This is a genomic window from Chitinophaga terrae (ex Kim and Jung 2007), assembly GCF_900107795.1.
In the GTDB taxonomy this organism is placed as follows: Bacteria; Bacteroidota; Bacteroidia; order Chitinophagales; family Chitinophagaceae; genus Chitinophaga; species Chitinophaga terrae.
In genome coordinates this window covers 215,178-231,366 of record NZ_FNRL01000006.1, presented here as the reverse complement: position 1 = coordinate 231,366, position 16,189 = coordinate 215,178, and the positions used below count along the sequence as shown (strand labels likewise).

At 47.1% G+C, this 16,189-nt stretch carries 12 protein-coding genes; 8 read left to right on the top strand and 4 right to left on the bottom strand.

Features of this window, described 5'->3' with window-relative positions; genetic code table 11:
- Positions 1-125: 125 nt before the first annotated feature.
- On the top strand, positions 126-1,103 hold the full coding sequence (locus tag BLV62_RS08805) for a helix-turn-helix domain-containing protein (RefSeq protein ID WP_089760749.1): 978 nt from the start codon (positions 126-128) through the stop codon (positions 1,101-1,103).
- 81 nt (positions 1,104-1,184) lie between these two features.
- On the opposite strand, the gene BLV62_RS08800 is transcribed toward BLV62_RS08805, so the two are convergent.
- From BLV62_RS08800 to katG, 4 genes are all read right to left on the bottom strand, one after another.
- Complete coding sequence (locus tag BLV62_RS08800; RefSeq protein ID WP_089760746.1) at positions 1,185-1,472, bottom strand: RNA methyltransferase; 288 nt, start codon at positions 1,470-1,472, stop codon at positions 1,185-1,187.
- Positions 1,469-2,083, bottom strand: a complete 615-nt coding sequence (locus BLV62_RS08795) for a flavodoxin family protein (RefSeq protein WP_089760743.1) — start codon at positions 2,081-2,083, stop codon at positions 1,469-1,471. Before BLV62_RS08795 ends, BLV62_RS08800 begins: the two co-directional genes overlap by 4 nt.
- Before the next feature lie 19 nt (positions 2,084-2,102).
- Positions 2,103-2,870: an OBAP family protein gene (locus tag BLV62_RS08790; protein ID WP_089760740.1), complete on the bottom strand. Its 768-nt coding sequence runs from the start codon at positions 2,868-2,870 to the stop codon at positions 2,103-2,105.
- Positions 2,871-3,289: 419 nt separating this feature from the next.
- The gene (gene katG, locus BLV62_RS08785; RefSeq protein ID WP_089760737.1) at positions 3,290-5,578 is read right to left on the bottom strand and encodes a catalase/peroxidase HPI; all 2,289 of its coding nucleotides are present in this window, start codon (positions 5,576-5,578) and stop codon (positions 3,290-3,292) included.
- Positions 5,579-5,988: 410 nt separating this feature from the next.
- On the opposite strand from katG, the gene BLV62_RS08780 reads away from it, so the two are divergent.
- From BLV62_RS08780 to BLV62_RS08750, 7 genes are all read left to right on the top strand, one after another.
- The gene (locus BLV62_RS08780) at positions 5,989-6,627 is read left to right on the top strand and encodes an NAD(P)-dependent oxidoreductase (protein WP_089760735.1); all 639 of its coding nucleotides are present in this window, start codon (positions 5,989-5,991) and stop codon (positions 6,625-6,627) included.
- A 375-nt stretch (positions 6,628-7,002) separates the two neighbouring features.
- Entirely contained in the window at positions 7,003-7,605 is a 603-nt protein-coding gene (locus BLV62_RS08775) for an RNA polymerase sigma factor (protein WP_089760732.1), read from the top strand.
- Between the two features lie 68 nt (positions 7,606-7,673).
- Positions 7,674-8,867, top strand: a complete 1,194-nt coding sequence (locus tag BLV62_RS08770) for a FecR family protein (RefSeq protein WP_089760730.1) — start codon at positions 7,674-7,676, stop codon at positions 8,865-8,867.
- A 189-nt stretch (positions 8,868-9,056) separates the two neighbouring features.
- A complete protein-coding gene (locus tag BLV62_RS08765; RefSeq protein WP_211117690.1) occupies positions 9,057-12,719 on the top strand; it encodes a SusC/RagA family TonB-linked outer membrane protein in 3,663 nt (1,220 codons plus the stop codon).
- A gap of 11 nt (positions 12,720-12,730) precedes the next feature.
- Positions 12,731-14,155, top strand: a complete 1,425-nt coding sequence (locus tag BLV62_RS08760) for a RagB/SusD family nutrient uptake outer membrane protein (protein ID WP_089760728.1) — start codon at positions 12,731-12,733, stop codon at positions 14,153-14,155.
- Between the two features lie 27 nt (positions 14,156-14,182).
- Positions 14,183-15,103 carry a hypothetical protein gene (locus BLV62_RS08755; protein WP_139170030.1) on the top strand — a complete coding sequence of 307 codons (921 nt, stop codon included), beginning with the start codon at positions 14,183-14,185 and terminating at the stop codon, positions 15,101-15,103.
- A gap of 148 nt (positions 15,104-15,251) precedes the next feature.
- Positions 15,252-16,181, top strand: coding sequence for an ABC transporter ATP-binding protein (locus tag BLV62_RS08750; RefSeq protein ID WP_089760722.1), 930 nt, complete (start codon positions 15,252-15,254; stop codon positions 16,179-16,181).
- Positions 16,182-16,189: the final 8 nt, after the last annotated feature.

Genomic DNA, 16,189 nt, shown 5'->3' with positions numbered 1-16,189 from the left:
CGCAAAAGTCAGCAGTGCGCCGCTTGCAGAGGTTTGAAAAAAGGAGTAAAACCTCTGGAAAAAGGATTTTATAGCCCGGCAAGCGGCAGATACTTACCTTTGCAGGTATTGAATCAACAACATCCATGTATATCAATTCTTTTTTTCCATACAGTAAACTGACCGAAAGCCAAAGCAGTAAGGGGATAGAAGAGCGGCATTACAGCATGCTTCCGGAATCCGGACTGGAAGGCAGTTGTACTGCCATAGAAATGGAAGGAATACAGATCAATTACAGCAATATATTGTCCCGCAACCCGCTGATCCTGCAAAGTACCGCCCCGGAACCCATGGCCGAAATGCACTTCTCCCTGAGCGGGCAGATAACCGCTACCAACAAGGCGTTGCCCGGCCCGGTGTTGTTCTCGTCGCTGGAACATAATCTCATTGCCCTTTCGGCCAATAAAACAACGGAGACTATTTATAACAGTCCCCGGCAACCGGTGGTTAAGCTGGAAATACTTTTCAGTAAGGCATTTTTCGGGCAGCTATTCCATGAAGACTGCGCTGTCCACCAGCTGGTCATGTCAAAAATGGAGAGGGATGAAATAACCCTGGTCGCTCCTCAACATCAGCCTATCAGCTCGGCCATGCAGCTGTTGCTGGCAGATATTATCCAGGTTAAACGGAAAGGGTTTTACAAAAAACTTTTCCTGGAATCGAGGGTCCTGGAACTGTTTATGTTGCAAACAGAATTCTTCGACAGGAGCGCAGCTCAACAGGCTTGTCATTACCTGGCCAACCTGGCAGGAGATATAGATAAGCTGTACTTCGTGAAAGAACTGATAGATAAAGATCCGGACGCTGCTCATTCGCTGTCGGGGCTTAGCCGCCAGGCAGGATTGAATACCTTTAAACTGAAGAAAGGGTTTAAAGATGTGTTCGGGGAAACCGTTTTCGGTTATATCAACGAGCTTAAAATGCAAAAAGCCCGCAGGATGTTGCTGGATGAAAACCGTCCTGTTAATGAAGTAGCTTATTTGTTAGGATATAACAGCCCGAATAACTTCGGTACTGCGTTTAAAAAGAAGTTTGGGGTCAGTCCCGGGAAGATCAGGGGTTAACTGATACTCAAAAAAAGGGCCGTCTCTAAAGAATAGAGACGGCCGTTACCCATACACATAGCTGATTCCAGAAATAATTTCTTATTCATCATCTTCCTCATAAATGAATTTGTTAAAGTAGCTGGTTCCTCCTTCAGAGGTCTCATCCTGGTAGAGGAATACCAGGTTCTCTGCATCAAACTTCTTAAAGAAATCGTCCCATGAGATCTCTTCCAGTTTTTCAGGGTCATACGGCGGGAAATCGATCCTTAGTATGCCGGTTTCTTTCTTTGCAGAAGTGTTGGCTACCTGGGCAGGTTTCCCGTCTCTTTGCTCCGCCCAATTCTTAATTTCCTCGTGGTCTTTGGTTTTTTTGGACAAACTAGTCATGATCTTTCCGAATTAACGTTGGTTAAAAAATTAATTCTGGCTACTTTAATAAGCTCATTAGCCATGGTTTTCGCCATTTTCGTATACTCGCTTTCGTATTTCTTTAATAATTCTTCCTTTGTTGTATTGCTGCCTTTTGCCTGTTCTTTCATTTGTACTGCCAGGGTACAGTAAGGAGGTATACTCATACCAAGGGCGTTGACAAAATTGCTGATGTTGCCTATGATATGCTGCGAACCATCAGAGTCGCCGGTGATGATAACGCCAGCTACTTTTCCCTCGAGGGGCGAAGGTTTGCCGGCCAACACCTGGTCATGAACTTCGTCCAGGCGTTCTATTACCCGCTGGAGTTCCGACGACTGGTTACCCCACCAGACCGGCGTAGCAAATATTATGATGTTAGCCGCTTCTATCTGTTCGTATATTTCCGGCCAGGCGTCTCCCGCTCCCATATTAAGATAAGTGCCGGGCAGAATATTATGATCTACCAGCTTGATCACCTGGTTGTTCACTCCCTCTTCTTTCAGGAACCTGGTAAAAAAAGATACCAGCGTTTCCGTGTTGGAGAGCCCCGATTTCTTAAGTGTTCCAAGCAATGTAACTGCATTCATTATACCGGATTTTTGATGATCATTTTATCTGTGCCTGGCCCTGGTGTTTATGTTGTGCGCTATCGATCTTATTCGTTATAACAAACTGCCTGTATTCTCCTTTCTCCCATGCGTTGGCCTGGGGGTCGATGGCCGGCGCCGTAATATCTTCTCTTTTCTTCCGGATCTCCGCGGTTGATACGTTAAACCTTTTATCGCGCGCCTGTACCAGGCTGTCGTGAAGTTGCCCGTCCCTGGTGAATCCCATCATTATCATGGGCGATCCCACCGGCAATGTTCTCTCCTGGTCTGTATGCCAGGTATGGATAGTTTTGCCATAAGTAGAAACCAGTTTCTCCATCAGTTCATGTTCGGCAACGTCAGGGATCCCCGGGGCAATCAATTCGCCTGATTTAACTTCATACACATGCGAATGCCATAGCTTTTTCTCTTCTTCCGGCAAGGTCTTGAAAAGTTTTGCCGTCACGATATATTCTATGCCCATGATCTTTGCACTGTCGCCATTTCCATCAAATATTATAGCCTGGTAAAGATCTTCGTTCAGCTGCTGAACATAGTGATGAGCTTCCATTTGCGCATTGATGTTGCCATTGTAGAAATGGAAACCATCCAGGTAGGCGCTGAACTTCCTGAGCGGAGTTTTGTCCTGTAATATTTTTGCCCCGGTATTCAGCAGTTTATCTTTGCCCGACTTCCCGCCTCCCGGCGCTTCAACATTTGAGCGGGTGTTGCTGCCGCCGCAGGAGAGGAGCAGAGCGGAAATGACTAACGGAAAAGCCTGTCTCATTTCTCAGGTAGTTTACCGGGTTAAACAATTGATCTTACACCTTGTCGGCAACAACAATGATGCCCTCCGGCATGTGCCGGGTATGCCATGATCTGCGGTTAATGGCTGTTCTGCTTTGCCGGCAACAGATGTAGTGGAAGAAGCGGTTTTAATTCGTTGGTACAAACAAACAGATGCCTATACCGGCTAAGCGGGTATCAATTACACAGAAGTGTAGACTTTTGCTCGCAGGGAATTTGGTCCTTTATTTAAGCGCACTGATGAGCAACATCATGGGCGGCCACAATATTGCCCGCAAAGACGAGAAAGAAGCAAAGAGGCAGAGAAGTTTTTTATCGAAGCGGGTTTTAAGAAAGCAAAAGGAGCGGAGAATATGTTTATGGCATTCTCCGCTCCTTATTTTTATGTTGCGTACTATGTTAGGCTTTATGACCGGCGAGGTCGAACCTGTCTAAGTTCATTACCTTATTCCAAGCCGCCACAAAGTCGTTGATGAATTTATCCTGTCCGTCTGCTGCCCCGTATACTTCTGCAATAGCCCTCAGTTCTGCATTTGAGCCAATGACAAGATCGGCGCGTGTAGCGGTCCATTTTACGTTGCCGGTAGCGCGGTCGCTGCCTTCGTACAATTCCTGGTCTGCGGATACCGCTTTCCATGCGGTACGCATATCGAGGATATTAACGAAGAAGTCATTCGTCAGTTGGCCCGGGCGTTCAGTAAGTACGCCATCACGGGAACCGTCGTAGTTCGTATTCAATACGCGCAAGCCTCCCAGTAAAACGGTAAGTTCAGGGGCTGTTAGCGTCAGCAGTTGCGCTTTATCTATCAGCATGGCTTCTGTAGAAGCAGGGATCCTGGCTTTGCGGTAGTTGCGGAAACCGTCTGCCAGCGGTTCCAGGAAGCCCATAGATTCAACATCTGTTTCTTCCTGCGAGGCGTCCATACGGCCGGGAGTGAACGGAACGGTAACGGTATGACCTGCGTCTTTGGCTGCTTTCTCTATACCTGCAGCGCCTGCAAGAACGATGAGATCGGCCAGCGAGATCTTTTTACCGCCGGATTGTGCAGCGTTGAATTCCTGTTGGATCTTCTCTAATACATCCAGTACTTTTTGCAGTTGCGAAGGATTGTTCACCTTCCAGTATTTCTGTGGCGCGAGGCGGATACGGGCGCCGTTAGCGCCTCCGCGTTTGTCGGAACCTCTGAAGGTAGATGCGGAGGCCCAGGCGGTAGTTACCAGTTCAGATATGCTCAATCCTGACTCCAGTATTTTTGCTTTCAGGGAAGCGGTGTCGCTGTCGTTTACCAGCGGGTGATCTACTGCCGGGATCGGATCCTGCCAGAGCAATACTTCTTCAGGCACGTCGGGACCCAGGTAACGGGCGCGGGGACCCATATCCCTGTGGGTTAGTTTAAACCATGCACGGGCAAATGCATCTGCAAATGCATCCGGGTTTTCCAGGAATTTCCTGGATATTTTCTCATATATCGGGTCAAACCTCAGCGAGAGGTCTGTTGTCAGCATGGTAGGCCTGCGTTTTTTGCTGCTGTCATGCGCATCGGGGATGATTTCTTCCGCGTTCTTGGCAACCCACTGGTGAGCGCCTGCAGGGCTTTTAGTGAGTTCCCATTCGAAGTTGAAGAGGTTCTCGAAGAAGTTGTTGCTCCATTTGGTAGGAGTGGTAGTCCAGGTTACTTCAAGTCCGCTGGTAATGGTATCAGCGCCTTTACCCGAACCGTAGCTGTTAGCCCATCCGAGGCCCATAGCTTCCAGTCCTGCTGCTTCCGGCTCTTTGCCTACATGGGTTGCAGGAGCGGCGCCGTGGGTTTTACCGAAGCTGTGTCCTCCCGCGATCAGCGCTACTGTTTCTTCATCGTTCATTGCCATCCGGCCGAAAGTATCGCGTATATCTTTTGCGGCTGCAATAGGATCAGGATTGCCATCCGGTCCTTCCGGGTTTACATATATAAGTCCCATTTGCACCGCTGCAAGTGGTTTCTCCAGGTTGCGTGAATGAATATCGCCGTCCGCATCATCGTCGGATACGAGGACGCCATGATTTTCTTCTACGCCCGGGGAGCCATGCGCATAGCGTATGTCGCCTCCCAGCCAGGTAGTTTCAGATCCCCAGTAAACAGATTCGTCAGCTTCCCAGGCGTCTTCACGTCCGCCGGCGAATCCGAATGTTTTAAATCCCATAGACTCTAAAGCCACGTTGCCCGTTAGGATCAGCAGATCTGCCCAGGAAAGTTTGCGGCCATATTTCTGCTTAACAGGCCATAGTAACCTGCGTGCTTTGTCAAGGCTTACGTTATCAGGCCAGCTGTTAAGCGGTGCAAAACGTTGCTGTCCTGTTCCTGCGCCACCCCTTCCGTCAGTTACCCGGTAGGTACCCGCACTGTGCCAGGCCATACGGATAAATAACGGGCCGTAATGCCCGAAATCTGCCGGCCACCAATCCTGCGAATCTGTCATTAAAGCATGCAGATCTTTTTTAACAGCTTCCAGGTCGAGGCTCTTAAATTCTTCAGCATAGTTAAATGCTTTGCCCATCGGGTCAGATAAGGAGGAGTTCTGACGCAGAACGTTCAACCTAAGCTGGTTGGGCCACCAATCTCTATTCCTGGTGCCGCCGCCGGCAACACGTTGTTTCATACTGCCATTATGAAATGGGCATTTGCTGATGTCATTCAAATCTTTTTCCATGTTTACAAGTTTAGAGTAGGGAGTGAACACTAGATTACACCGGTTACTGTTTCCTGTGCGGGGTAAAATTAAGGTATTGAACCTATAATCAAAATCAATCTATTTTATTGTTTAATAGAGAAAACCTATTCTTGTGCTTCCTTGCAATTTACCTCTCAGTTAAAGTTGCCGGATAATGACTCTTCTTTAAATATAAGCATATAAATGTTAGCAACCGTTCCATGTATGTTAAGAGGTTCTTAAACTGTTATATCCCCGGTAGAAATTTTTTTATAGCTTTAGCCCATTAAAATTGTTTTATAAAATATCAGTTGTTCTTCGTCAAAAGTCTTACAGTGCTTTTGAATCACTGGTTTGCTCCCTGCAAATACAGTTTGGATCATATTGCCTGAATTTTATAAAACATTCCAATGAACACTATAAATAAAATAGCCCTCATAGGCGGAACCGGTAAAGCCGGCAAATATTTAACCCGGGCGCTGATCCGTCATGGGTATCATTTCAATATACTGCTTCGTAATCCCCAGGCTTTTAATATTCATACTCCGCTGGCCACTGTGAGGCCCGGCGACGCCAGGGACCCGGCAGCCATCCGGCGCCTGTTGACTGGCTGCGATGCGGTGCTCAGCATGCTGGGCCAGCCCGGGGGAGAAACCACTATCTTCAGCCAGGCTACCGCCAACGTGTTACAGGCTATGAAAGAGCATAATATGAAACGTTACATCGTTATAACCGGGTTAAGCGTGGATGCAGCCGGCGATAAGAAATCGGCCGCCGCACAGCAGGGCACTGAATGGATGAAGGCTAACTACCCTGAAACCACTTTCGATAAACAAAAAGAATATGAACTTTTATTGGAGAGCGGGAGTGACTGGACGATGATCCGGTTGCCACTAATTGATCAGACCAGCGATCTGGTTCCGGTGAATGTAAGCCTGGACGATTGCCCCGGTTCCCGGATCAGCGCTGCCAGCTTAGCCGAATTTGTGGTTGAAACATTATCGGCAGGCCGTTTTATTCAACAGGCGCCATTTATTGCCAACAGGTAATATGCCAGGAAGGCGGGATCAATCCCGCCTTTCTCCCGTTATTATATAACGAGCCGGGCATATTTTTTACAAAACAATAAGAGAAAAAAAACTTTCGTCCTGTACAGGTATATAAAAATATTTCCGGTTGTCATTGATTCCGGGCGGCTGATAAAAATTTACAGCCCCGGTTTCTGAAAAATTGGGTAAACTTACAAACTGATAGAATTTACATGAAATCTGAAATGATTAGATAATTTTCAGTAATAATTTCATTAGTTTGTTCTACCTTTAAAGTTCCATACAGTTCATTGGTAATTGACGAATTGTATTATTTACTACATTATTGTTTTTCTGCCATTGATTTGTGACTCCCACCTGAATCAATAAAACGAATTGTCAACCATCGAAGCATACGGGGAATTTGAGCTGATAAATTCATTTCAGCGGGGCGAACGCAAAGCATTGCATCAGGTATATGCATTGTACCAAAGGCAACTTTGTTTTTTCACTGAGCAGCTAATTGCAGATACATTAGCGGCGGAAGACATCGTATCCGAATGTTTCATTAACGCGTTCCAGAGAAAAGAGGATTTCCCTTCGCTGGCACAGCTAAAATCTTTCCTGTTCACGGCTGCTAAGAATGCGGCGCTTAATTATTTAAAAGCCCAGAAACGCCACGATGATATCCATCATTCCATGGGCCGGGTAGGAGAGCAGTTTTCTATGGATGTGGAAAATGCCTATATCAAAACGGAGGTGATGCAGATCATCTTCCTGGAAATAGAAAAGCTCCCGCCTCAATGCCGGCAGGTAGTGCGGTTATCTGTTTTAGAAGGCCGCAGTGCGCCGGAAATAGCCGAAGAATTGAAAATGGCTTACCAAACCGTGCTTAATCAAAAAGCCAAAGGAATGGCATTATTACGTACCGCCATTCTTAAAAACCAGTTACTTTCCTTGCCCATGCTTGTTTCCGCCCTGATGTTCCTGGAGCGTTAAAAATTTTTTAAAAAAAATTAAAGACGGACCGGTATAAAACGAAGGGTTAGTTGTTTTAGTAGTATAGCATGACGGAGAAGAATCATAACATAGCCGTTTTAATAGGTAAATACCTGGCCAATAGCCTAAGTGAAGATGAACTTAGGACACTGGAGGAATGGATCAACGCTTCCGATAATAACCGTGATCTCTTTACAGAGATGACAGATCAGCAGCAATTGACCGGCCATCTGCAACAATACTATGCCTACGATTCGGACAGGATCAGCCGCAAGATAAGCGAGGCCATACCAGCTTTCGGGCCCGATCCGGTTGTACCTATGCGCCCCGTTTTGTTCATGAAAAAATGGGGATGGGCAGCAGCCGCCATCATATTGTTAGCCGGGGGATCTTATTATTGGGCCTCCCGCGAAGAAAAAGTCACTCAATTGGCCAGTACCCACATCGACATCCAGCCAGGCTCCCAGGGCGCCGTACTTACCCTGGCCGACGGCAGCCAGGTAGTGCTGGATAGTATGAACAGTGGCGTAATTGCCAGCCAGAAAGGGGCAGCAGTCGTGCTGTCAGACGGTGAACTGGTATATAATCCAACAGCGGCGAAAAGCCCGGAGCAGGAATATAATATAATGACTACGCCGAAAGGCCGGCAATTCCAGGTAACCTTACCAGATGGAACAAGAGCATGGCTGAATGCCGCCAGCTCTATCAGGTACCCTACCGCCTTTACCACTAATGAAAGAAGAGTGGAAGTAACAGGGGAAGTATATTTTGAAGTTGCAAAGAATGCAAATAAGCCGTTTTTCGTCAACGTAGGAAATAAGGCAGCCATAGAAGTTCTGGGCACATCTTTTAATGTGAACGCCTATGATAATGAACAGGCTGTCCGCGCTACGCTGCTCGACGGAAGCGTGAGGGTAGCAGTGCCTTCAGCCGGCGGAAACAGCGGCCTGGTACTGAAACCTGGCCAGCAGGCTATGGTTAGGGATACGAAAGTAAGCCTGGCCGAGAAAGAAGACCTCGACAAAGTAATGGCCTGGAAAAATGGCCTGTTCAACTTTGATGGGGCAGATTTGGAAGAAGTAATGCGACAATTGGAACGTTGGTATAATATTGAAGTAGTATATGAAAATGGTATACCTCACACCCGGTTTATCGGGGAAATGAGCAGGCAAATAGCCTTAACGGATCTTTTGGAGATTTTGAAGAGAACAGAAGTCGACTTTAGAGTGGAAGGACGGAAATTGATTGTACTGAATAAATAATTAACTATTAACGCTATCGGAATGCAACATTAAAAGCTGGATATCCGGCCTGGAAAAATATTGCCAAAAACCAACCGAAGAGGAAAAAAAACCGTCACGGATTGCGGCCGTGACGGGGATTCCGATTCAGTTATTTCAAAATGGTCTATTGCAATTCTCATTTATTAACAACCAAATCTCATGCAATTTATGCAAAAAAAACGCTATTGGCCTCCCGATCATGTAGGGAAACGAAGCGGCCTTACCAAAATCTTTCTCGCTATGCGTCTGACCGTCATTTTAGTCATTACTGCCATCCTGCAGGTATCGGCCGCAGGTTATGCTCAAAACGTTACCATATCGGGTAAAACTATACCTATCAAAAAAGTGTTTTCTGCTATCAAGCAGCAAACCGGCTATGTTGTATTCAGCAATACCAACATCATCAGCGAATCTGAAACCGTAAGCATCTCCGCCAAGGATATGCCGCTGGAAGAACTGCTGAATGAAATGCTGAAAGATCTGCCGGTTACTTACCTGATCAAAGATAAGACCATCGTACTGTCGCGTAAAGCGCTGCCAACACCAGCTGCCGCACCGCCGCCAATTTCTATCAGCGGTACTGTTCGCGCAGCTTCCGGCGAACCATTGCCCGGTGTTTCCGTTCGTATAAAAAATACCGTAACTGGAACGATTACTACCTCGGAAGGTAATTTCTATTTCACTCACCTTCCGGATAATGCCGTTCTGCAACTGTCAATGCTGGGCTTCGAGTCTATGGAGATCGGCATCCGCAGTTCTGCCAACGGTTACACCGCCTATGCGGTGAACAAGAAACAGGCAGGATCACTGCTGGTTTCTGACGGAAATAACCTGGTATTGAACATTACCCTGAACAGGAAGGATTACGAGATGAACAACGTTGTGGTAACAGGGTACATGAACGTGAACAAAGATAAATATGTAGGCGCCGTTTACTCCATCAAGGCGGATTCTATTAAGATCGCCGGTGAAACCAGCATCGACCAGATGTTGCAGGGCGTTGTTCCCGGTATGTCTGTAATGGTGCAGTCAGGACAGGTTGGCTCTACCCCGAAGATCCGTATCCGCGGTACTTCTACGCTGCTGGGTAACCAGGAACCGCTGTGGGTGGTGGATGGTATTATCCAGCGCGATCCGCTGCCAATACCCGACGGTAGCGGCTCCCTGGCCGGTGATGCAAAAGAGCTGCGGTTACTCGCTTCCAATGCTATCTCCTGGCTGAACCCTAACGATATTGAAACTATTACCGTATTAAAAGATGCTTCCGCAACAGCTATCTACGGTTCACAGGCCGCCAACGGCGTTATCGTACTGACCACGAAAAAAGCCCGTCCGGGTACTTTATCTGTTTCTTATACCAATAACCTGTCTATCGGCCAGCGTCCCAAATACAGCATGTTCGATCTCATGAACTCTCAGGAATTAATGCAATTCTCACAGGAGATATATGATGGTCGCGACAGCTATACCAACACCCTGCTGCCTATCGGTTATGCCGCATTGATGCAGCAATTGCAGAATAAACAGATCGACTACAATACTTATGTACAGAAGTACAGGGAATTAGAAAGCCGGAATACCGATTGGTTTGCATTGCTGTTCCGTAACCCCTTCAGCCAGAACCATAGCCTGAGCGTTTCCGGCGGTACCGAGAAGATCACGAACAGGACTTCTGTGAACATGCAAAAACAAAATGGCGAGGCAATCGGCAACGATCTGACTACTTTCTCTGCTTCTTCCAATACTACGCTCCGTTTCGGAAAACGCCTGACAGTGAACTTCCTGTTGAACGGAACCATGCGGGAAACAGACGGTTTTGCATACGGCGTAAATCCATTCGATTATGCATACAATACATCCAGGACCATCCCGATGTATAACCCGGATGGAACCTATTTCTTCCATGAAAAACGCGGAGAAAGCAGTACTGTGTATCCAAACAAATTTTCTTACCTGTACAATATCCAAAATGAAATAAACAACACAGGCAGCAAGAACACTTCTACTACGCTTGCATCTACTTTGGATGTGCGTTATGAACTGGCAAAAGGACTGGAGTACCAGGGTTTATTATCCTATACTGCCGCTTCTTCTGCGGTTAAGTCCTATGCTACTGAGTTGTCGTATTATATCACCCAGACAAGGGGATACGAGTTTGGAACCGTGCTGTCCAACTCCCCTGAGGAATTAGGCAGCCGCCTGCCGTTTGGAGGATTGGTGCAGTTGGAGAATGCTACCAATAAAGGTTATACGTTCAGGAACAGCCTTGTTTATAACCGCTTTTTCGGAACCCGCCATAACATTACATTGCAGGGCGGTATCGAAGCGCGTTCCAACCTGCTGGAAAGTAATAAGAGCACCAGGTACGGTTACCTGCGTTACAGGGGAGAAACCTATGCGCCGGTACCGCTGAAACCTGCGCTTATTACCAATACCAACGCAACGGAACTGAATGACCTGATGCGACTGAATTCCAATATCGTTAACCAGCAAAGCAATTACCTGAGCGAGTATTTCACCGCCGTGTATAGCTACGACTCCCGTTATATATTCAACTTCAACTCCCGCCTGGATGCATCCAACCGTTTCGGGCAGGATAAAAATAAACGTTTCCAACCTACCTGGTCTGTGGGTGCGAGATGGAATGTGGCGAATGAGAATTTCCTCACCTCCGCAAAATGGATGAATGCTTTCAACCTCTCTGCATCCTACGGCTACCAGGGTAACGCAGTAGAAGCGGTATCGCCCTACCTCATTGCAACAGACGGCGGTTTAAGCAATTTGTTCAAGCAGTATGTATTGAACATCAAATCGCTGCCGTATCCGGACCTGGGTTGGGAAAAAACCAAGTCATGGAACTTAGGCGCTGATTTCGCCTTCCTGAATGGTCGTTTGAGCGCTACCGCCAACTATTTTGGCAAAGTGAGCGATGTACTGGCATCCCGCCAGGTGCCTGTTGAAACAGGTATGAACTCGGCCACCGTTTTCGGTTCTCAGATGGAAAACTATGGATATGACCTGATCATCAGCTATATCCCTATCCAGAATAAAGATGTGACCTGGCAGGTATCTGTAAACACAGGTAAAGCAAAGAACAAACTTAAACAGAATGAAAGAGTAAATACAAGGGAAGATTTCCTGAACGGTACCGCTATCGTTAACGGTGAAGCATATTCTACTTTTTACTCTTATTCCTATGCAGGTCTGAATCATAACACCGGTGTTCCGATGTTCAACTACATGGACATCAAGCCAACAACCAACGACCTGGATTACCTGGTTAAATCCGGTAAACTGGAGCCGGACTTTACAGGAGGCTTCAATACCAGCCTGAGAGTGAAGAACATCACCTTGTACGCCCAGTTTGCAATGGCATTCGGCGCAACCAAACGCGTACCGCCTTATTATAGCGCAAGCGGTGCGCCAACGCCCGAACAGAATGTACCCCGTTCTCTGATGGATCGCTGGAAGAAACCAGGCGACGAACAGTTCACCAATATCCCAGCTGTTCCGCCGGGCAACCCCCGATACTTCGAGATCTATTTGCCTTTGCTGAATCCTGGCCTTCCGGTTTCTCCTTATACTTTGTATAACATGTCTGATTATATGACAGCGAATGCAGATTTTATCCGCTGCCGTTCTATCTCCCTGAACTACGAATTCAATACAGAATTGTTGAAAAGGGCGCATATCAAACGTCTGAACGCTGCACTCAGCCTGACCAATCCATTCCTGCTCACCTTCGACAAGAAATGGAGAGGTTATGACCCGGAAACCGCCGGCTGGCCAGCGCGTAGAATGACATCATTATCGATTAACATGACACTTTAATCCTGGAGCGCATGAAAATTAAATCATTATTAATATCAGGTTTTGCTGGTCTGCTGACCTTAAGCAGTTGTTCCAAATTCCTGGAAGAGAAATCGCAGAGCGAGGTGATTCCTAAAACAGCTATCGATTACCGGGAACTGTTGATAGGGTCTGGCTATATGGATGTTTACCAGGAACCAAATAGTTTTATCTACTTCATGGACGATGATGTAGACTTCTTCATTGAACGCGCCGACGGCCAGGATTCGCCGGTAGGTCAGTACGATGCTAAAGTTGATTTCCCATACTATACCTGGCAACCCCGGCAGGCCGACAGGAACGGCGTGGGCGACCTGATCTCGGAAGATCCCGGGTCTACAGCTTACGCCCAGTACTATAAATGGATCATGGGCTGCAACGCGGTGCTGGACAATATCGATAAAGCCATCGGTACAGATGCAGAAAAAAATAGGGTAAAGGGTGAAGCGCTGGCGGTAAGGGCCTATTACTACTTCATACTGGCAAACATGTATGGAGAACCGTATAACCATAACCCGCAGTCGCTTTGCGTTCCGCTAAAGCTGAATTCAAGCATTACCGAAAGCCAGATGAAGCAGAACACTGTTGCAGAAGTATATGCACAGGTTGTAGCTGATCTCAACGAGGCTGCTGCATTGTTGGACCCTTTGCCGATCGCGCGTAAGGATTTCCATATTAACCAGCCGGCCATTCATATGCTGCTGTCAAGGGTTTATCTCTATATGGAAAAATACAATGACGTAGTGTCTGAAACCAATAAAGCATTTGCGCAAGGCGCCATGCTCGCGGATCTGACGGCTATGCCTTATGCCAACTGGCTGACCTATAACAACCCGGAAGTTGAATGGTTGTTTGGCGGCAATACACAGGGCGATCAGTCGACCTACATTCCTGCTGCCGCTTTCCGGGCAACTTTCGACCCGGCCGATGTACGCATAACCCAGGGTATCCTGGTGCAATCCAACAATGGCGTGCCTTTGGTGAGCAAACTGCCAACAGGAGGACAACTAGGTCAAACTATCCGTACTCCTGAAGCTGTCCTCAACAGGGCGGAAGCAAATGTGCAGTTAGGCAAACTCTCTGATGCCCTGAAAGACCTGAACGACCTTCGTCGTACCCGCATCCCCGGCTATACCGATGTATCCATCAGCGACAAAGCAGCTTTGTTGCTTGCTGTAAGGGAAGAAAGAAGAAAAGAGTTCTGCTTCGAGGGATTCCGTTGGTTCGATCTGCGCCGTTATGGTATGCCGGCTATTACTCACCGGTATCAGGAAGACCTGGGCGGACCCATACTGCAATTCAAACTGGCGGAAAAAGACCCGGCTTATACTTTGCCGTTCCCGTCCAGCCTGTTGCAGAGAAATCCTGAACTGAAACAAAATCCATCCGGCACGATGCCCGATAGGATAGGACAATAATTTTTAAACAAGCAATTCGATCATAATATGAAGCATACATTTATTATCAGTTGTCTCTGTGGTCTGATGCTCTTCGCCTGCAAAAAGGATGACAAGATAGGACCTCCCGTTCCTGTGCCCCAGGACTACACGCTGCCGCAGGGAAATGCTTCCAAGGAAGCCAATGATAAGATCCAGGAGCTTTACGATAAATACGGTTCTTATTTTCTTTACGTCTATACGCAAAAGGACTTCGTCTGGGTGCCATCTACGGGCGGAGCAAACGCCAAAATAGATACCGCCGTTTTGGGAAAACCGGAATACGTAATGGACATGCTGAATTTGCTGGATGATATCTGGTTGAAATTCCTGCCCGAATCCTTTAAAAAAGCACAGGGAATTCCTTACCGCGTGTTGCTGGCTGATTCTATCAAGCAATACCGTCCAGGGTATCCTCCGGGCAGGGAATACCTCCTGTTCGATTATAAGATCATTGATAAAGCCATTGCTTTTTCTGGCATGAATGAAACATTGCGTACCATGACGCCTGCCCAGAAAGTAGCAAAGAAAAATGTGCTGATACCGGTGATCTTCAATTATTACCTTCAGAACAATATCCTGAAGTTTCCGGACGATTTCTATAAGCTGACAGATTATGTGAATATGCCGGCTACCCCGGTAAATGCAGCTAATCCGGCTAACCTGGAGGCATTCAGGCAAAGGGGCTTTTTGCCAAGCAGCTATTTTAATGATTCGCCGTCAGAATGGTTCTATGGCAGCTATGCCTGGACTACGGCAAAATCAAGCGATGCCAGCGCATTTTTATTGCACCTGACCACCCGAACAGATGCTCAAATGGCTCCTTATCTGAAATACCCGCTGATCAAACAGAAGTTTGACTTTTTGGTCGATTACTTCAAGTCGACATATCACATAGATGTTCGCGCTATTGGAAACGCGACATATTAGATCCTAACTATCCTTTTCGCCCGGGGGCGTTATAGCCCCCGGGAACGAAAAGCCGGGTAGTATTCATTCCCTGAATCTTTAATCGCACTATTATTCGTGCAGGTAAAACCTGTGCCAGATATTTTATTTATTAAATAATCCGTAATGAATGGAAAACACCATCGTAAAAGTTGAAAACTTGTCTCACCGTTATGCATCTCAGTGGGCGGTCAGAGATATAAATTTTGAGATCGACAGCCAGGGAGTTGTTGGCCTGCTGGGTTCCAACGGCGCCGGTAAGTCCACTACCATGAACATTATTTGTGGTGTGTTGAAGCAAACAAAAGGAGAAGTATTTATCAACGGCGTTAACCTGAAGGAGAATCCCGTGGAAGCGAAGCGGAACATTGGGTTTATGCCGCAAAAGCTCCCGCTGTACCTGGATTTCACGGTTGAAGAATACCTGACTTATTGCGCCGACCTGAGGATGGTTGAAAAAACGCAGGTGAAGAAAGCCGTGAACGAAGCGCTTGAACGTTGCGGAGTAGCGCATTTCAGGGAACGATTGCTCCGCAACCTGTCTGGCGGTTACCAGCAACGTGTAGGCATTGCGCAGGCAATTGTCCACAACCCGAAGTTCGTGGTGCTGGACGAACCAACCAATGGCCTCGATCCCAACCAGATCCTGGAAGTCCGCAACCTCATTAAACAGATCGCCACTGATCGCGCCGTATTGCTCTCTACCCACATCCTCACGGAAGTACAGGCTACCTGTCGCGAGATCAAAATGATTGAAGAAGGGCAGATGGTGTTCTCCGGTACCCTGGAGATGTTTAACAACTACATTGAACCCAACACTTTGGTAGTAACCCTCGATTCACCACCGCTGAACGAAGTATTAGTTAACCTGGAAGGCATTAAATCTATAGAACAGCTGACGCCATATCGTTTCCGGCTGGGTTATGACGGCGAAAAGAAAACGGCGCAAAAACTGGCCGCTGCTGCGGTAACCAACGATTGGGGATTGATGGAACTGGTAGTGGAGAAAAGCTCCCTGGATGCGGTATTCGCAAGGTTGTCAAAGAAAAACAACAAGTAAAACCTGAT